General features: G+C 67.7%; 16 protein-coding genes. 7 read left to right on the top strand and 9 right to left on the bottom strand.

The genetic code is table 11. The features are described from left to right. Positions 1-69: 69 nt before the first annotated feature. The 7 genes from JL11_RS15715 (at position 70) to JL11_RS15690 (ending at position 5868) form a co-directional block, all read left to right on the top strand. Entirely contained in the window at positions 70-435 is a 366-nt protein-coding gene (locus tag JL11_RS15715) for a winged helix-turn-helix transcriptional regulator (RefSeq protein ID WP_054766484.1), read from the top strand. Continuing rightward, positions 410-682 (top strand): hypothetical protein, encoded by a 273-nt coding sequence (locus JL11_RS18115; RefSeq protein ID WP_306414853.1) that lies wholly within the window; start codon positions 410-412, stop codon positions 680-682. Before JL11_RS15715 ends, JL11_RS18115 begins: the two co-directional genes overlap by 26 nt. Positions 683-723: 41 nt before the next feature. Next, entirely contained in the window at positions 724-1386 is a 663-nt protein-coding gene (locus JL11_RS15710; protein ID WP_054766483.1) for a histidine phosphatase family protein, read from the top strand. A 48-nt stretch (positions 1387-1434) separates the two neighbouring features. Next, positions 1435-1686, top strand: a complete 252-nt coding sequence (locus JL11_RS15705; protein ID WP_054766482.1) for an exodeoxyribonuclease VII small subunit — start codon at positions 1435-1437, stop codon at positions 1684-1686. Positions 1687-1765: 79 nt separating this feature from the next. Continuing rightward, positions 1766-2641: a polyprenyl synthetase family protein gene (locus tag JL11_RS15700; RefSeq protein WP_152951165.1), complete on the top strand. Its 876-nt coding sequence runs from the start codon at positions 1766-1768 to the stop codon at positions 2639-2641. Positions 2642-2701: 60 nt separating this feature from the next. Further along, the gene (dxs, locus tag JL11_RS15695; protein WP_054766481.1) at positions 2702-4612 is read left to right on the top strand and encodes a 1-deoxy-D-xylulose-5-phosphate synthase; all 1911 of its coding nucleotides are present in this window, start codon (positions 2702-2704) and stop codon (positions 4610-4612) included. An 11-nt stretch (positions 4613-4623) separates the two neighbouring features. After that, positions 4624-5868: an MFS transporter gene (locus JL11_RS15690; RefSeq protein ID WP_054766480.1), complete on the top strand. Its 1245-nt coding sequence runs from the start codon at positions 4624-4626 to the stop codon at positions 5866-5868. Here JL11_RS15690 and JL11_RS15685 read toward each other — a convergent pair. From JL11_RS15685 to JL11_RS15645, 9 genes are all read right to left on the bottom strand, one after another. Continuing rightward, positions 5852-7546: an alkaline phosphatase D family protein gene (locus JL11_RS15685; protein ID WP_054766479.1), complete on the bottom strand. Its 1695-nt coding sequence runs from the start codon at positions 7544-7546 to the stop codon at positions 5852-5854. The two genes, JL11_RS15690 and JL11_RS15685, sit on opposite strands and share 17 nt — an antisense overlap. 10 nt (positions 7547-7556) lie before the next feature. Beyond that, entirely contained in the window at positions 7557-10070 is a 2514-nt protein-coding gene (locus JL11_RS15680) for a TonB-dependent receptor (protein WP_054766478.1), read from the bottom strand. A 139-nt stretch (positions 10071-10209) separates the two neighbouring features. Next, positions 10210-10650, bottom strand: coding sequence for a hypothetical protein (locus JL11_RS15675; RefSeq protein WP_054767030.1), 441 nt, complete (start codon positions 10648-10650; stop codon positions 10210-10212). Positions 10651-10719: 69 nt separating this feature from the next. Then, complete coding sequence (locus JL11_RS15670) at positions 10720-11139, bottom strand: DUF6491 family protein (RefSeq protein ID WP_054766477.1); 420 nt, start codon at positions 11137-11139, stop codon at positions 10720-10722. Between the two features lie 67 nt (positions 11140-11206). Next, a complete protein-coding gene (gene mnmD / locus JL11_RS15665; protein ID WP_054766476.1) occupies positions 11207-12982 on the bottom strand; it encodes a tRNA (5-methylaminomethyl-2-thiouridine)(34)-methyltransferase MnmD in 1776 nt (591 codons plus the stop codon). A gap of 78 nt (positions 12983-13060) precedes the next feature. Beyond that, a complete protein-coding gene (locus JL11_RS17600) occupies positions 13061-13375 on the bottom strand; it encodes a hypothetical protein (RefSeq protein WP_054766475.1) in 315 nt (104 codons plus the stop codon). A gap of 137 nt (positions 13376-13512) precedes the next feature. Continuing rightward, positions 13513-14379, bottom strand: coding sequence for a flagellar motor stator protein MotA (motA, locus tag JL11_RS15655; protein WP_054766474.1), 867 nt, complete (start codon positions 14377-14379; stop codon positions 13513-13515). 86 nt (positions 14380-14465) lie between these two features. Then, a complete protein-coding gene (locus tag JL11_RS15650) occupies positions 14466-16265 on the bottom strand; it encodes a long-chain-acyl-CoA synthetase (RefSeq protein ID WP_054766473.1) in 1800 nt (599 codons plus the stop codon). A 200-nt stretch (positions 16266-16465) separates the two neighbouring features. Next, a complete protein-coding gene (locus JL11_RS15645) occupies positions 16466-17017 on the bottom strand; it encodes a lipocalin family protein (RefSeq protein ID WP_054766472.1) in 552 nt (183 codons plus the stop codon). Positions 17018-17174: the final 157 nt, after the last annotated feature.

Genomic DNA, 17174 nt, shown 5'->3' with positions numbered 1-17174 from the left:
CGTCGCGTCCCACATCGCCTTCAGCTACATTCGGCGCAAGAACGGCATTTTTCTGTATGTAGTACCCGAATGGATACCGTCTTTTCCGAGACCTTCGTCGCGCCGCCTCGAAACGTGCGGCCGGGTGAATGCGTCGTCGACGCCGCCCTCAATCTGATCGGCGGCAAGTGGAAGGGGGTGATCGTCTATCATCTGCTCGACGGCCCCTTGCGGTTCAGTCAGGTGAAACGTCATCTTCCCGGCGTCACTCAGCGGATGCTGACAAAGCAGTTGCGCGAGCTGGAGGCGGCGGGACTGGTGCATCGGACGGTCTATGCTCAGGTTCCGCCCCGCGTCGATTACGGCCTGACGGAGGCGGGGCGGACGCTGTCTCCGGTCATCCTCGCCCTGCGCGCCTGGGGCGAGGCTCATCTGCGCATGGAGGCTGAGACATGACCCACCTGCCGATCTTCACCCACCCGTCGATGCCGGCCCATGCGCCGGTCGCCCCCCTGCGGCGCGCGATCCGCTGGCGCTCCTGTCGCTCGAGGCCGAGGATTTCGCCTGGGCGACCTGCGCGGTTCGGGGAAACGCGCGCCGGACCTGTTCGGGCAAGGTTGTGTCCGCGCGCGAGGGCGGTTACGACCTTGAAGGACCAGGCCGCTCCGCGGTCGCACACGTCGCCGCGCTCGGGGAGGATTAGGACGTATAAGGCCTTGAAACCTTAAGCTTCGTCCCATCGCCATGTCAGCCCCCGCCCTGTCCCTCGATTCGACTGAAGAGACCGCCGTTCAGGTGGGCGGCTCTGTTGGCGCGCCTGCTGCGAGCGGCGTGCGGCCCGGCGCCATCATCCTGACGCGCCACGGCGAACCCGCCCTGTCGCGCAAGTGCCTGATCACTGCCCGCGAGTACGGAGACTGGTGGGCGAAGTACGAGGTCGGCGGTCTGCTGGCGGGCCAGACGCCGCCGCCCGAACTGGTCGCCGCCGCCCAGGGCGCCGGCGCCATCTACGCCTCCACCCGCCAGAGGGCCCAGGAGACGGCCGCCGCGGTCGTCGCCGGGCGGGAAGTGATGTCGGACGTCATGTTCATCGAGGCGCCCCTGCCGCCGCCGCCCATTCCCGACTGGATCAAGCTGTCGCCGAAATGGTGGGGGGTGGTGTCGCGCTTCTGGTGGCACGCCTTCGATCATCACGGCGGCCAGGAGACCCGCGCCCAGGCCGAGGTCCGCGCCGAACAGGCCGCCCAGAAGCTGATCGCCCGCGCCGAGACCGGCCAGGACGTCCTGGTCTTCGCCCACGGCTATTTCAACCATATGGTCGGCGCGCGTCTGAAGGCCGACGGGTGGAAACTGGTGCATAACCAGGGCTTCAAATACTGGTCGCAGCGCCGTTACGAAAAACGCTAGCCGCATAACCGTTGATGCGGGGCGACCGGGTCTTTAGGGTCGCGCGCCATGACCGACGCCGCACCCGCCATTCCCGCCGACCTCAGCTTTGAAGACGCGCTGCAGCGTCTGGAGACCATCGTCTCGCGCCTGGAATCCGGCCAGGCCCCGCTGGAGGAATCCATCGCCCTGTACGAAGAGGGCGCCCGGCTGAAGGCCCATTGCGAGGCGCGTCTGAAGGCGGCCCAGCTGCGGGTCGAAAAGATCGTGGTCGGGCCGGACGGCCAGGCCAAGGGCGTTGAGGCGGCGTCGTTCGAATGAAGCCGCATCGTCCTCTTGCGGCCAAGGGCGGTCGATCGTCTTGAACCGGGTCATCGCCGCCAATTCGCCCGAGCAGGCCGTGATCGACCGGGTCGCCGAGGTCGCCGATCTGGTGACGGTGGCGCTGGATGAGCTGTTGCCGCGCGCGGAAGGGCCGGAATCCCGCCTGACCGAGGCCATGCGCTATGCGGCCCTGGGACCGGGCAAACGGCTGCGGCCCTTTTTCGCCCTTGAGGCGGCGCGGCTGTTCGACATCGACGCGCGGTCGGTGCTGCGCGCCGCCTGCGCCCTGGAATGCGTCCATGCCTACAGCCTGGTCCACGACGACCTGCCCTGTATGGACGACGACGACATGCGGCGCGGCCGCCCGACCGTCCACCGCGCCTATGACGAGGCCACGGCGGTCCTGGCCGGCGACGCGCTTCAGACGGCGGCCTTCGACATCATTCTGCACGAGGACACCCACGACGATCCCGCCGTCCGCTGCGAACTGGCGGCCCGGCTGTCGCTGGCCTCGGGCGCGCGGGGCATGGCGGGCGGCCAGATGATCGACCTGTTGGGCGTGCGCGACGACCTGGGCGGGGTCGCCCGGATGCAACGTCTGAAGACCGGCGCCCTGTTCGCCTATGCCTTCGAGATTCCGCTGATCATCGCCGAGGCTTCGGCCCAGCATCAGCACGCCCTGATCAGCTTCGCCCACGACGTCGGCCTGGCCTATCAGATCGTCGACGACATTCTGGACGCCGAGGGTTCGGCCGAGGAAATGGGCAAGGCCGCCGGCGGCAAGGACGCGGCCCTGGGCAAGACCAACTTCGTCACCCTGCTGGGGCTGGACGAGGCGCGACAGAGGGTCGCGCTGTTGTCCGATCAGGCCCGCGCCCATCTGGAGTCCTTTGGCGATGAGGCGGAAATCCTCAAGGCGAGCGTGGACTTTGTGCTAAGGCGCCGGTCCTGATACGAAACGTCGATCGCCCTCGCGGGTTGATTGATCAGACTTTCAAGGTTTTCCCGGCTGATGCCCGACACCCCGCTTCTCGACACCGTCAAGTTTCCCGCCGACATGCGGGGCTTCGACATCGCCCAGCTCAAGCAGTTGGCGGAAGAAGTGCGGGCGGAAACCATCGACGCGGTTTCGGTCACTGGCGGCCACCTGGGCGCGGGCCTGGGGGTGGTCGAGCTGACCACGGCGCTTCACCATGTGTTCGAGACGCCAAAGGACATTCTGATCTGGGACGTCGGCCATCAGTGCTATCCGCACAAGATCCTGACCGGACGTCGCGACCGGATCCGCACCCTGCGCCAGGGCGGCGGCCTGTCCGGCTTCACCAAGCGCAGCGAGAGCGAATACGATCCCTTCGGCGCCGCCCACGCCTCGACCTCGATCAGCGCCGCCCTGGGCTTCGCCGCCGCGCGCGACCAGAAGGGCGAACAAAACAAGGTGGTCGCCGTCATCGGCGACGGCTCCATGTCGGCCGGCATGGCCTATGAGGCGATGAACAATGCGGCCGAGGCCACCAGCGGCCAGCTGATGGTCATACTGAACGACAACGACATGTCCATCGCCCCGCCGGTGGGGGGGATGAGCGCCTATTTGGCCGGTCTGGTGTCCGGCGGCGCCTATCAGAACGTTCGCCGCCTGGGCCGCTCCTTCGCCCAGCACCTGCCGCGCCCGTTCCGCAACGCCGCCAAGAAGGCCGAGGAATACGCCCGCGGCATGGTCACCGGCGGCACCTTCTTCGAGGAGCTGGGCTTCTACTACGTCGGCCCCATCGACGGCCACGACATGGAGAACTTGGTGCCGATCCTGAAGAAGGCGGCGGCCATCGAGGACCGGCCGGTTCTGGTTCATGTCGTGACGCAGAAGGGCAAGGGCTACGCCCCCGCCGAGAGCAGCGCCGACAAACTCCACGCGGTGGTCAAGTTCGACGTGGTCTCCGGCAAACAGACCAAGGCCGTCTCCAACGCCCCCAGCTACACCAAGGTGTTCGGGACCGAGCTGATCAAACACGCCAAGGCCGATCCGTCGATCGTCGCCATCACCGCCGCCATGCCCTCGGGCACCGGGCTGGACCTGTTCGGCCAAGCCTTCCCCGAGCGGACCTATGACGTCGGCATCGCCGAACAGCACGCCGTCACCTTCGCGGCCGGTCTGGCCGCCGACGGGATGAAGCCGGTCTGCGCCATCTATTCCACCTTCCTCCAGCGCGGCTATGACCAGGTCGTCCACGACGTGGCGATCCAGTCCCTGCCGGTGCGGTTCGCCATGGACCGGGCCGGTCTGGTCGGCGCCGACGGGGCGACCCACGCCGGATCGTTCGACATCGGCTTCATGGGGGCCTTGCCCGGCATGGTGCTGATGGCCGCCGCTGACGAGGCCGAACTGGCGGGCATGATCTCGACCAGCCTGGCCATCGACGACCGCCCCAGCGCCTTCCGCTATCCGCGCGGCGACGGCGTCGGGGTCGAGATCCCGGACCTGGCCGCTCCGTTCGAGATCGGCCGCGGCCGGATCGTGCGCGAGGGGACCGCCGTCGCCATCCTGTCCCTGGGCACCCGACTTCAGGAATCGCTGAAGGCCGCCGATCTTCTGGCTGCGCGAGGCGTATCCGCCACCGTCGCCGACGCCCGCTTCGCCAAGCCGCTGGACGCCGACCTGATCCTGCGCCTGGCCCGCGAGCACGAGGCCCTGATCACGGTGGAGGAGGGGGCCATGGGCGGCTTCGGCGCCTTCGTCCTGCAACTGCTGGCGGAAAAGGGCGCCCTGGATCGCGGGCTGAAGGTCCGCACCCTGAACCTGCCCGACGTCTTCCAGGACCAGGACACGCCGGCGGCGATGTACGCCCAGGCCGGGCTGAACGCCGACCATATCGCCGCCGCCGCCGTCCAGGCGCTGGGGCTTGCGGCGGCGCGGGCCGTTCGCGCCTGACGCCCCCGCCCGTGGTCGCCGGCATTCCAACCCGGCCGGCCGGGCCGGCCTTCCTCTTCGGCTACGCCGTCGCCTATATCGGCGGCTTCATCGGCGTGGCGCCCCTGCTTCAGGTGCTTGCGCCCCTCCACGCCGAGCTTATCGGCGGCGAGGCCAAAGGCCCCCTGCTCAGCCAGGCCCTGTTCTGGGGCTGTATGGCGGCCGGGGTCGGCAACATCATCGGCGGCGCCCTCAGCGACCGCACCCGGTCCAGACACGGGCGCAGACGGCCCTGGATCATCGTCGGCGCGGTGCTGACGATCGCCAGCTACGCCGGTCTTCATCGCGCATCGACGCCCGTCGGCTTCGTTCTGGCGCTCGTCGGGTTTCAACTGGCGTTCAACATTTTGCTGGCGCCGCTCCTGGCCCTCTTCGCTGATCGGGTGCCGGAAAACCGGCGCAGCGCCATGTCGGCCGTCATGGGCATGGGCTATCCTCTGGCCGCCATGATCGGGTCGGTGGTCATGGCCTGGGGACCGCAGGGCGAGGCGGCGCGGCTGGCGGTCCTGGCCGCCGTCGTCGCGGCGGCCACCGTGCCCTTCGCCCTGCTGTCGCGCGAAGACCCGCCGCCGTCGGCGCAGGTCCGCCCGGTGTTTTCGGGCTTCTCCCTGGCGAGCCTGCTCAGGCCCTTTGCAACCCGCGACTTCAGCCTGGCCTGGTCCTATCGTTTCCTGGTCGTCACCGGCTATTCGCTGGTGGCCTTTTATCTGCTCTTCTACATCGCCGACGCCATCGGCTTTGCTCGGCTGTTCCCCGGCCGGACGGCTGAGGCGGGTCATTCCCTTGTCACCGCCATCGCCGTGGTCGGGGTGGTCGCGGTCAGCGCCGTGGTCGCCGTCAACGGGTCGCGTGTGACGCGGCGAAAGCCCCTGGGGGTGACGGGGGCGGTCCTGTTGACGATCGCAGCGGCCGTCATGGCGGCGACCCCGGACTGGACCCTGGTCCTGATCGCCTTCGCCCTCTATGGCCTGGGCCAAGGCTGCTACGGCGCCGTCGATATCGCCTTGATGACTGACGTCCTTCCCTCGGCTCAGGATCGGGGCAAGGATCTGGGGCTGATCAACCTGGCCGTGACCCTGCCCCAGGCGATCGCCCCCTTGATCGCCCTGGTCCTGTTGGAGCGGCTGGATCTGGGCTTGCGCAGCCTGTTCGTGGCCGCCGCCCTGTGTTTCTTGGGAGCTGCCCTTGCGGTGGCGGCGATCAGGCGGGTGCGGTGACGTCTTCCAACGGCCCCAGGCCCGTCTCAGTCCGCGCCAGACGATAGCGTTTCAGCGTCCGGTTCTCATACGGCTTGGCCAGGATGGTGGAGACGGTGCGCAGTTCGCCGACGGCCTGATCCCGCTCCAGGGTCAGCAGCACGAAACCCTTGGCCGACTGGTCGCAGAACTTGACCTCGGGATTGGCGGCTTGCAGCGCCAGACCCAGGGGCAGGCCGCCGACATGGTCGCCGGGCGAGGGGCTGGAAATGGCCGAGGTTCCGAACTCGACCGCCCGGCGCTCTCCGCCGTTGTCATACAGTTCATTGACCCAGAAGGCGTGGCTGTCGCCGGCCAGGACGATGGGCTCGACCCCCGCCTGTTTCATGGTCTCGTACAGACGCTCGCGTCCGGCCGGATAGCCGTCCCAGCTGTCCAGGTTGAACGGCAGGCCCAGTCTGAACAGCTGGATGGCGGTCTCGACCTGGGGGCGGACGTCGTCGGGCAGGCCGGAGACCATCTGGGCCAGCTGGGCGGGGGGCACCATCTGTTCAATGTTCGGCCCCTTGACCCGGGCCATAATGACCTGATTACCCAGGATCTGCCACGGCCGGCCGGCGGCCTTGGACTGGCGCATGGCCTCGCCCAGCCAGCGGCGTTGGGGCTCGCCCAGCAGATCGCGCGACGGGTCCTGGCGCTGGGCCTCGAAGGCGTCGAGGTCCGGCCGCCCGTCGGCGGTCTTGGGAATGTCGGCGAACTCCATCTGTTCGACGCGGGCCAGCAGCCGGGTCTCGACCATATGCAGGCTGGCCAGGTCGCCGAAGTGGAAGCTGCGGTTGATCGCCTCCTTCATGGTCCCGGGGCGGGCTTCGCGGATCGGCATCCATTCGAAATAGGCCCGTAGAGCCGCCGCCTTGCGCGCGGCGAAGTCGCCTTCGGTCGCGGGCTGATGGTTCTCGGCGCCTCGCATCCAGGTGTCGTTGGCGACCTCGTGGTCGTCCCAGACGCAGATGAAGGCGGCGCGGGCGTGGGCGGCCTGAAGGTCGGGATCGGTCTTGTACTGGGCGTGGCGCGTTCGATAGTCGGCCAGGCTGACGATCTCATGCGGCGGCAGGGGCGACCGGCCCAGCGGCGCACCGGTATTCATGCCGTAGTCGTTCGGCGCGGCGCCGTATTCATAGATGTAGTCGCCCAGGTGGACGACGGCGTCCAGCCGATCCAGCTGGGAAATGGCCTCATAGGCGTTGAACAGGCCGCCCGGATAGAGCTGACACGACACCACGGCGAGGTTCACCTGGGGCGTGGCGCCCAAGGGAAGGGTGCGGACCCGCCCCACCGGCGAGGTCACGCCGCGGGCGATGAACCGGTAGAAATACTCATGGCCGGGCTCCAGGCCGCGCCCATGCAGATCGTGTTTGACGGTGAAGTCGCGCTCGGCCCGGGCGGTGAGGTCGGCGGTGCGGCGCACCATGTCGGTGAATTCGGCGTCCTTGGCCACTTCCAGAACGACCGGGATTTCCCCGGCCGACGGATCGGCCGGGGTGACGCGGGTCCAGAAGACGGCCGAATGATGATCGGGATCGCCGCTCGCCACGCCGTGCAGGAAGGCGACCTGACCGCCATCGGCGGCCTGGGCGACGGCGGGCGTCGCCGCCCCCGCGCCCAACAGGCCCAGAAGGCTGCGGCGATCCAGTTTCATCGTTCGATCCTTACAGCTTCAGCTTGAACACCAGACCATAGGCCGCCGGACGACCGGCGATGAAGGTCGGCATGCCCAGGGCGTCGCCGGTGTTGCCAGCGTCCTTGATGTACTTCTCGTCCAGGACGTTTTCGCCGAAGGCTTCGACGCCCCAGTTTCCGCCTTCCGGCGTATAGCGGACCCGAATGTTCAGCAGGCCGTAGGCGTCCTGATATTCGTCCTGGATCAGGTCCGCGACGAAGTTCTGCGTTTGCAGGGCGGGGATGTCGTTGTCGTCGCTGAAGAAGACCTTGGACTGCCAGGTGTAGGTCGGCTGGACCTCGATCTCGCCGCCCGTCGTCGGCAGGCGCCAGGTCGCGCCGATCGAGGCGGCGTGGTCAGGCGACAGGCGGAACTGGTTGCCGTCGTAGATGCCGTTCTCGAAGCGCGAGTGGTTGTAGGCGTAGGTGGCGAACAGGTCCAAGGTCGAGGCCACGGCGAAGTTCGCCTGACCCTCGAAGCCGTAAGACTTGGCCTCGCCCGCGTTCGTCGTAATGAACTGCGTGCCTTGCTGAATCGTCGTTTGGAAGTTTTCGTAGTTGTACAGGAAGACCGCGCCGTCGACGCGCAGGCGGCCGTCCAGCAGGGCCGACTTGGCGCCGACCTCATAGCTGTCCACGGTTTCCGCATCGACCGGGGTGAAGCGCGCCGCGCCGCTGGGCGCGGACGGCCCCGAGGCGCTGATGACTTCCGGGCGACGACCGCGGGCGTAGTTGGCGTACAGATTGGTCTCGTCGGTCAGTTCATAGCGGGCCGTGAGGCGCCAGGTCAGGCCGTCGTCTTCCGAGTCGAAGTAGGAGAAGTCGCCGTTGTTGGTCGTCGGCTGGGCGGTCAGACCGAACAGCGGGAAGAGGCCGGCGGGCAGGACGGCGAAGCTCGGATTGGCCAGGGCCGCCAGGAAGCTGGGAACCTGGGTGGCGGGAACGGCGCCGGTCTGAAGACCCAGAAGAGCGCCCAGGGCCGAACGGCGCTCCACCGAACTGGCGTAGCCGGTGGTCTTGTCGTCGCGGGTGTAACGCAGGCCCGCCGACATCTCGAACCGGTCGGTGAAGGCGTAGGTGACGTCGCCGAAGACGTCATAGGAGGTCAGCTCCGACCGGTTGGTCGAGGTCTCGATATGGGCCGGGTCAAGATTGGCGGCGATCGGCGTGGCCAGGGCGCCCGCGCCCAGGGGCGTCAACAGGGCGGCCAGGGCGCCGCGCGCCACGGTGGGATAGGCGGCGAGCGGCAGGGTGCGGTCGCCGACCGTCGTCGGCGAACCGTCCAGCAGGCCGGCCAGCTGGGCCAGGGCCAGGCGTTCGTCGAACTGGGCCGGGGTGCGCTGATAGCCTTCTTCGTGGAACCAGCCGGCGCCGACAAAGCCGGTCAGGCGACCGCCGTTGTCGAAGCCGAGGCGCAGATCCTGGCTCCATTGTTCGCCATGGGTCTCTTCCGCCGCCGTCAGGACGGGCAGGGAGACGCCGTCGGCGTCGAAGGTTTCGTAGTTGTCGAACTCACGATAGGCGGTGGTCGAATTCAGGGTCCAGGCGGCGTTCAGATTGATCCGGGCCAGACCGGTCACGCCCCAGACTTCACGATCCAGACCCAGGTCCTTGCCGCCGTCGAAGGCGCCGCCGCGCGTCAGGGCCGCGCCTTCCCAGGGCTCCTTGCCGCCCAGGACGGCGCCCGTGTCAGGGTCGGCCGGCGCATAGGCGATCGACTTGAACGAAGTGCCCGAGGCGTGGTCGTTCTGATAGTTGCCGATCACGTCGAAACGCAGGGCGTCCGACGGGGCCCAGGCGCCGGACAGGCGAACGGCCTTGGTTTCGATGCCGTTGAAATCGTCGCCGCCCCGCAGGTTCTCGACCGAACCGCCGCGGGTCTTCAGCCGGGTCGCCAGGCGTAGGCCGGCGGTCTCGCCGACCGGCAGGTTCAGCGCGCCTTCGACCATGCGATAGTCTTCATTGCCCGCCTCGATATTGGCGTAGGCTTCGGTCTGGCCGGGCTCGGCGCGGTTCTGCACCAGATTGACCGCCCCGATCAGGGCGCCGCGGCCGTACAGGGTCGATTGCGGGCCCTTGGCGACTTCGACGCGCGCCAGGTCGAACAGTTCGACATAGGAGCCGCGCGACTTGGAGATCGACACGCCGTCCTGGAACACCGAGACGCGGGGCTCGGCCGTGGCGGCGCCCGAGTCGGATGTGATGCCGCGCATCACGAAGCCGGGGTTGTTCGGCGACTGGTTCTGCACCAGGAAGCCCGGCACGAAGGCCGACAGCTGTTCGAACTCCTGGATGCCCAGGTCTTCCAAGAACTGGCCGGAATAGGCGGTCAGGGCGAACGGAACCTCGATGGTCTTCTGTTCGCGCAGCTGGGCCGTGACGACGATCTCGTCCAGATCCGTCGGTCCGGCCTCTTGGCTTTGCGCCTGAGCGGCCTGGGCCATGGCCAGGACGCCGCTCAGGGCGGCCGCGGCCATCAGCCGCGTCTTCAGTTCGTTCGCCATCTTTATCCCCAACTTGGCTGAATGGCGCTCAGTAGCGGGGGGCGATGTCGTATGGACGACGAAAGCGTGCCGTCTGCATGACGCTAGGCTTGAAGATTGACGACAAATCCGCCGTATGCGGAGGCTTTCACGCCGTTTGTCAGCCGCCGCGGCCCGCGGCGATGAAGGCGGCGATTGTCGGCCAGGTGTCGCCCCTGGGCCGCATGCTGTCGCAGGCGAAGCTTTTCAGGGCGCCGTAGATGCCGCCGGCCGGGGACGGCTCCCACGGCGTCTCCTCGGAATAGCGGTCGGTCTCCGCCCCGTCGGCCCCGATGGTCACATTCGTCGTCGTGCGCGACTGGCCGTCCGAACAGCGGATCGAAACTTCTTCGATCTCATGGCTTTGATCCGCCGCATCGCCCTGAGACGGCACGCGGGCGAAGCGGGCGGCGACCACGCCGTCCACGGCGTTCAACTGGTCCAGATCGACCAGATAGGCGATCCGATCCGTCGCCGAAAAACGGCTCCAGCTTTCGGCCGCAGCGGATTGGGCCGTCAGAGTCAGGCCGGCGATCAGTGCGAATGTGGCGATTCCGCGCATCATATCCTCCCCAAGAAGAGGCGATTTGATACCCGTGATCGTCCAATTTCAAGCGGCCGCGACGTCGCGTCAGGGGCGGACCCGTTCAGGCAGGGCCTCGACCTCCGCCTCGGTCAGGGAACGGGTGATGAAGGCACGGCAGGTCCGGTTGCCTGGCGTGGCGCTGGGGACCAGGATGTTGACCGGATCGCCGACACAGACGTTTTCGGACACGCCCGCCGTGGGCGTGATGGCGATGGAGATCGCCGAATCCAGATCCCAGCAGCCGCCGCTGGTGTTGATCTCGAACACGTCGCCGCGGACCGAGCGCACATAGAGGTTCGCCGGCCGCTCGGCGCGGAAGTTTCGGACCTGATCGGTGCGGAAGCAGCGCGCCGCCTCGGAGCCGGTCTCGGCGAGGGTCTTCTGCGGGCCAGGGGCGGCGCAACCCGTCAAGGCGGCGCCGGTCAGCAGGCAGGCGAGGGCGGGGGCGATCAGCGTAAAGCGCATGGCGTATCCTTTCAGCTTGGCGCCACGATACACGATCCGTCTCGTTAAGTCCGTCGGCAGGCGCGGTTCAGAAGCGATCCGGCGACACCCGTTCCGCCAGGCTTGCGGGGAGGGGCGAGGGCTGGCCGGCGATCAAGGCCGCGACATGTTCGCCCAGCAGGGGCGCGATGCAGAAGCCGCGCGATCCCAGACCCGACAGAATATGGAGGCCGTCGCTCCTCAGACCCGCGACGGGCAGGCGGTCGCGGGTCGTGGCGCGCACGGCGACGCGCCGCCCGCCCTCTTGCGACAGTCGCGCGGCCAGTTGCGGCAGACGGGCCTTCAATGTCTCAAGGTTTTGGCGGCTGTCCGCGTCGCGCGGGGTCAGGTCCACGTCTCCGCGTGTGTGGGTCGCGCCGTACAGCAGGCCGGCGCCGGTGGGGGCGACATAGCCGCCCCAGGCTGCCCCTTCGACCGAGGCGCCGTCGCGCCAGTCCGCCTGACCTCTGACAGGCGACAGGGCGCCGGTCTCCAGCAGGGCCTCGACCCCCCAGCCGGCCGTCGCCACGACGGCGTCGGCCGTGACGATGATCCGACCCTGGGCGTCCAGCAGGTCCCAGCGGTCGCCCGCGCGCCGGATGCTTGCCACGGAGGCGGACAGGACGGGGGTCCCTTCCAGCCAGGCCTCCAGAATGGCGGCGGGGCGAACCACGCGGGCGTCGGCCATCATCAGACCGCCGTCGGCCTGGGCCTCGCCCAGACGGTGTTCGGCCGCAGCGGCGTCAATCACCGTCATGGCCCCCTCGCGCCACACGGGCTGGTCGGCGATCTTGGCGAAGCGGGTCCGGTCTCTCTCCGCCCGGTCTCTCTCGGCCTGGGGCAGTTGCAGCACCCCTCGGCCCAGGACGGCGCCCGGCGTGGCGTCGTACAGATGTCGCGCCCGTTCCAGCGCCTGGGCGTAGAGGCCGGCGATGGCCGCGTCTCCCGCATCCAGGCGCGGCGTCGCCAGGCCGGCGGGGAAGCCCGAACCGCCTGCGCCCGGCCGGTCGGCCTCGATCACCACCGCCGTCAGCCCCGCGGCCGCCAGGGCGCGCGCGACCGAGGCGCCGGCTATGCCCGCCCCGACGATCGCGACCTGGGGTCGGTGTTCGGCCTGTGGCGGCCCCGGCCGTCGCGCCTCCAGCCGTTCGCGCTTGCGCCCATGCCCCGGCCGCTTGTCGACCACGAAGCCTCGCTCGCTCAATCCCCGTCGCACGGCGCCGGCGACCGTGAAGGTGGCGAGACGGGCGTCGGGCGCGGATCGTTCTGCGATCCGGTCCAGGACCTGCGGCGACCACATGTCGGGGTTCAGGGCGGGCGAAAAGCCGTCCAGGAACCAGGCGTCGGCGGTCCCGCTCCATTGATCCAGCGCCCAGCCTACGTCGCCGACGGCGAGATCAAGCACGGCGTCAAACCCCGGCAGATCGACCCGGTGGAAGCCGGGCGTCGCCTCCGGCCAGGCCTCAAGCAGGGCCTCGGCCGGCTCGGCCAGTTCCGGCCAGTTGCTCAGGGCGCGACGGGCTTCCTCGACGGCCAGGGGAAAACCCTCGACGGAGAAGACGTTCAGCCGTGCGCCCTCAGGCCGCGTCCGTCGCCACAGGTCCAGCAGGGCGGCGATGTTCAACCCCGTTCCGAACCCCAGTTCCGCCACGGTGAAGCCCTGACGGCCCGCCCAGGCCCCCGGCAGATCGCAGCCCTGCAGAAAGACCGCTCGGCTTTCCGCCAGACCGTCGTCGCGCGAGAAATAGACGTCGCCGAACCGGCCCGAGCGCGGCTCGCCCTCTTCGGTCCAGGTCAGTCGGGGGGAGGCGTCTTGGGAACTCATGGGGCGGCTGTACACCCGGACGGCCGCAACGAAAAAGGCCGCCCCGAACGGAGCGGCCTTTCAGACAGGGGCTGGACCTTAATGGCCGGCGTCGTGACCGGCGTCGTGCGCCGGCTCGGCCGGCTTGGCCGCTTCCGAATGGGCGGCGTCGACGGGCGGAGTTTCGGTCGGCGTCGTGGCCGCGTTCGCGGCGTCGGCGTCTTGGGCCGCCTCATTGGCGGCTGCGGCCGCAGCGGCGGCGGCCTGGTCCGCCGTCAGGGCGGCGTCGGCTGCGGTCCCGGCGGCTTCGACCGCGTCGCTGGCGGCCTCCTCGGCCTTTTCCTCGGGGGCCTTGGAACAGGCGGCGATGGCGAGGGCGGCGGCCGAGGCGGCGATGAGGGCGGTGATGCGCATGACAATCCTCCAGAAGGCGGTTCGCAAGGTCTGAGGCCTTGCCCGAAACGATAGCGCCGCCGCAAAGGCCGGGGCAAGCGGCGATCGCGACGGCGCAGATCAGGACGAAAACACCCCGGCCTGGGGCGTGTTCCGGTTCAGTCGTTCGACACGTTGTTCAGCGTTTCTTCCATCTCGCTGAAGGACGGCTGGAGGGAGGAGGGGATGTCGCCCCGGCCGATCTCGGCCGAGATCTGGGCCGCATTGCCGTGCAGGTGGGCCACCAGGACCGACTGGATGATCTTATAATAGGCCGCTTCTTCGTTGATGATGGCCGTCAGGCGCGCGGCGAACGGACCGACCAGACCATAGGCCAGGAACACGCCCATGAAGGTGCCGACCAGGGCCCCGCCGATCATGGTGCCCAGCACCTCGGGCGGTTCGGTGATCGAACCCATGGTCTTGATGACGCCCAGCACGGCGGCCACGATTCCGAGGGCGGGCAGGCCGTCGGCTAGGTTCTGCAGGGCGTGGGCGTTTTCCAGATGCTCGTGGTGGTGCTTCTCGAGCTGTTTTTCCATCGCGTCTTCGACCTGGTGCGGATCTTCCAGGTTCATCGTCATCATCCGCAGGGTGTCGCAGATGAAGTCGACGGCGAAGTGATCCTTCAGCACCTTGGGGTACTTTTGGAAAATCGTCGATTCCTTGGGCTTTTCGATGTGGCTTTCCAGGGCCACCACGCCCTTGGACTTCATCGTCTTGGTCAGCTGGAACAGCAGGGACAAGAGGTCCTTATAGTCCTGCTTCTTCCATTTCGGTCCGGCGAAGGTCTTGCCCAGGCCGCCCATCGACCCCTTGATCACGGGCAGGGAGTTGGAGATCAGGAAGGCGGCGATGCCGGCCCCCCCGATGGCCATCAGTTCGTGCGGGGCGGCGTGGATGATGACTTCGAACTTGCCGCCGGAGATGGCGTAGCTGCCGAAGACGAGGCCGAACAGCAGCACAATGCCGATGATCTGAAACATGGGGACGCGACATCCTAGACGGAGAGGCGTCGACCATGGCGGTTATTGATTAAGACGGCGTTTCGCCAAACGCCGTCCAGCCGCCGTCAAAGCCGACCTTCACCGTTCAGAATGGCCGTGCGCGCCGCCGCCGTCAGCTTCTGATAGCCGCTCTTGCCGCCGCGCACATACAGGGACGCTCCGACCTTTTCGGGATCGAAACCGTCGGCCACAAGGTCGGACTTGCGATATTTGAAGGTGCCGGTGGTCTCGGCCGCCTCGATCATTCGCAGGAAGACGGGTTGGGCGTAGGCCGGCAGTTTGCCATTGATGTGGTCGGCGAAGGTCTTGGGATCGAACTTGCCTTCGATCACCAGGGCGGCCATCCCCGCCTTGCCTTCCTGGCCGGGCACGGGAATGCCGTAAACGATGGCTTCGGCCACGCCCGGCGCATCCATCAGGACCTGTTCGACCTCGGAGGTCGAGACATTCTCGCCCTTCCAGCGGAAGGTGTCGCCCATCCGATCGACGAAATAGAAATAGCCCTCGGCGTCCTGCCGCATCAGGTCGCCGGTGCGGAACCAGCGATCGCCCTTCTTGAACACGTCGGTCAGGATCTTCTTCTGAGAGGCGGCCTTGTCGGCATAGCCCGAGAAGTCGTGACGGATGTCGTTGCCGATTTCGCCGATCGCTTCGCCGATCTCGCCCACGCGGGCCAGGCGGCACAGGCCGTCGGGCCCCCGGACCGGCTGTTCAGTCTCGACGTCGCACTGAACCAGACGGATGTTGATCTGCTTCTTCAGATAGCTGGGGACGCGGCCGATGGCGCCCTGTTTGCCGTCGAAGTTGAACAGGGAGACATTGCCCTCGGTCGAGCCGTAGAACTCCAGCACCTCGGGAATGTTGAACCGGCTCTGGAACTCAGGCCAGACGTCGCCGCGCATGCCGTTGCCGAAGGCGAAGCGCAGCTTGTGCTTCTTCTCATAGGCCTGGGGCGGACAGTTCACCAGATAGCGGCACAGTTCGCCGATATAGACGAACATGGTGGCGCCCGACGCCACGACGTCCGGCCAGAAGCTGCTGGCTGAAAACTTCTTGCGGATCACCAGGCGCGCGCCGTTCAGCAGGGCCGCGCCCACGCCCACCAGACCGCCGGTCGAATGGTAAAGCGGCAGGACGTTGAAGATGCGGTCCTTTGGGGTCGAACGGGTCGCCCCGGCGAAGGCGCGCATATAGGTGCGGGCGCGCGAATGCGGAATGCGGGCCGCCTTGGGCAGGCCGGTGGTGCCGGAGGTGTAGATGTACAGAGCCGTGTCGCGGTTGGTCAGACCCTCGCGTCCGCTGCGGGCGGGGCGCACCGAAGAGCCGCCGCGCACCGGCTTGTCCAGGCCCCGGCGTTCGCTGTTCTCGTCCTCGTCGTCCAGGCCCAGAACCCACAGCATCAGATTGTGGCCGACCAGGGGGCGGGCGTCCTCGATCTGGCGCCAGCAGTCCTCGTCCGCGACGACCTGGAAGGCATTGGAAATGGTCAGGCAGTGGGCCAGGCCCTGGCCCGTCAGATTGGTGTTGATCAGGGCGGTGGCCACCCCGACCTTCGAAAAGCCGATCCAGGCCGCCAGATATTCGACCCGGTTGGTCATCATCAGGGCGATGGTGTCGCTGCGGCGCAGGCCCCGGCTCTTGGCCCAGTGGGCGAAGCGGTTCGCCATGGCGTCCAGGTCGCGATAGGTCAGGCTGCGGCGCTCGTCCTCGACGGCGATGTTGTCGGCGAACTTGTCGACGGCCTCTTCGAAGTCGTCGCACAGCAGGACGTCGCTATCCAGCTCGATCGGCTTGATGCGCTTGAGCAGACGGAACAGGCCCCGCGCGAACCTCACGTCCCTGCGAATATTCGCTACCAAACCCATGCTCGCCGATTCTCCGGTCTGTGCGTTTCCACCCGTCTTCGTGATGAACGAAGCCGGTCCGTCGGGTCAACCGTGTGGCGGTCAATCACCTGCGAAAGCGCCACGATTGCCGACGGGCGTGTCCCAATTGTTCGCGTGACGTGACGTAAATCTAGACCCAAAAACGCGACAGCGACGTTATGCGTCGCCGACCCTGATCCTCAGCGGGCCGGAAGGGCAGGGTATTCCAGGCGGCTCACGTCATAGCCCAGGGCGCGCGCGCGATCCGTCAGGGCCTTGATCTCGGCCGCGCTCGGCACGTCCCGCGTGTAGATGAAGAGGCGGTGGAAGGTGGGATCGGTGGAGATGAACCAGCTGTAGTCGTCGGCGCGGTCCAGCACCCAAAAGTCCCAGGTGACGAAGCCGTGCAGATAACGCACGCGCAGCTTGGCGTTCGTTCCGGGGTCCAGGATGCGTCCGTCGCCGCTGATCGCCTTCTCCCTGCCCTCCGGCGTGCCGATCTGACAGGTGTCGCGCACCGCGATCCGGTCTCCGCCCAGCGGGCGATAGGCCGAGGCGCCGGCGACGCAGCCGTCGGTCAGCCGGTCCGGCAGGCGCGCCACCTCATGCCAACGCCCGGACCAGAGTCGGTCGATTTCGATCGCCTTCAGCGGCTGCGGCGCCCGATATTCGGACGGCGAAGGGGCCGTGACGCAGGCGGCCAAGGCGCCGCAAAGACTCAGAGACAGGGCGAGGCGGGCGAGCGTTTTCATGATGGAATCCCCTTTCGGCCATAAAGCCGCCACACGCGGCTCAGGTTCCGCCCAGGCTTGGCCGTTGGTCCGTCAGGTGCAAATCTCTCGACGGGCGACAGTATCATTCGCTTGCGACCCATTGCATGCTGGGCTTTCACGTCAGGGTTCGATGGAG

This window comes from Brevundimonas sp. DS20 (assembly GCF_001310255.1).
GTDB classification, from domain to species: domain Bacteria; phylum Pseudomonadota; class Alphaproteobacteria; order Caulobacterales; family Caulobacteraceae; genus Brevundimonas; species Brevundimonas aurantiaca.
The sequence above is the reverse complement of the archived record's forward strand: the minus strand, read 5'-3'. Positions and strand labels throughout refer to the sequence as shown.

What these genes read in the sequence shown, in the direction of transcription:
- JL11_RS15645 (WP_054766472.1), bottom strand. Translation starts at nt 17,017, where the DNA reads ATGAAAACGCTCGCCCGCCTCGCCCTGTCTCTGAGTCTTTGCGGCGCC.
- JL11_RS15675 (WP_054767030.1), bottom strand. Translation starts at nt 10,650, where the DNA reads ATGCGCGGAATCGCCACATTCGCACTGATCGCCGGCCTGACTCTGACG.
- JL11_RS15680 (WP_054766478.1), bottom strand. Translation starts at nt 10,070, where the DNA reads ATGGCGAACGAACTGAAGACGCGGCTGATGGCCGCGGCCGCCCTGAGC.
- JL11_RS17600 (WP_054766475.1), bottom strand. Translation starts at nt 13,375, where the DNA reads ATGCGCATCACCGCCCTCATCGCCGCCTCGGCCGCCGCCCTCGCCATC.
- mnmD (WP_054766476.1), bottom strand. Translation starts at nt 12,982, where the DNA reads ATGAGTTCCCAAGACGCCTCCCCCCGACTGACCTGGACCGAAGAGGGC.
- JL11_RS15670 (WP_054766477.1), bottom strand. Translation starts at nt 11,139, where the DNA reads ATGCGCTTTACGCTGATCGCCCCCGCCCTCGCCTGCCTGCTGACCGGC.
- JL11_RS15715 (WP_054766484.1), top strand. Translation starts at nt 70, where the DNA reads ATGGATACCGTCTTTTCCGAGACCTTCGTCGCGCCGCCTCGAAACGTG.
- JL11_RS15685 (WP_054766479.1), bottom strand. Translation starts at nt 7,546, where the DNA reads ATGAAACTGGATCGCCGCAGCCTTCTGGGCCTGTTGGGCGCGGGGGCG.
- motA (WP_054766474.1), bottom strand. Translation starts at nt 14,379, where the DNA reads ATGTTTCAGATCATCGGCATTGTGCTGCTGTTCGGCCTCGTCTTCGGC.
- JL11_RS15710 (WP_054766483.1), top strand. Translation starts at nt 724, where the DNA reads ATGTCAGCCCCCGCCCTGTCCCTCGATTCGACTGAAGAGACCGCCGTT.
- JL11_RS15705 (WP_054766482.1), top strand. Translation starts at nt 1,435, where the DNA reads ATGACCGACGCCGCACCCGCCATTCCCGCCGACCTCAGCTTTGAAGAC.
- JL11_RS15650 (WP_054766473.1), bottom strand. Translation starts at nt 16,265, where the DNA reads ATGGGTTTGGTAGCGAATATTCGCAGGGACGTGAGGTTCGCGCGGGGC.
- dxs (WP_054766481.1), top strand. Translation starts at nt 2,702, where the DNA reads ATGCCCGACACCCCGCTTCTCGACACCGTCAAGTTTCCCGCCGACATG.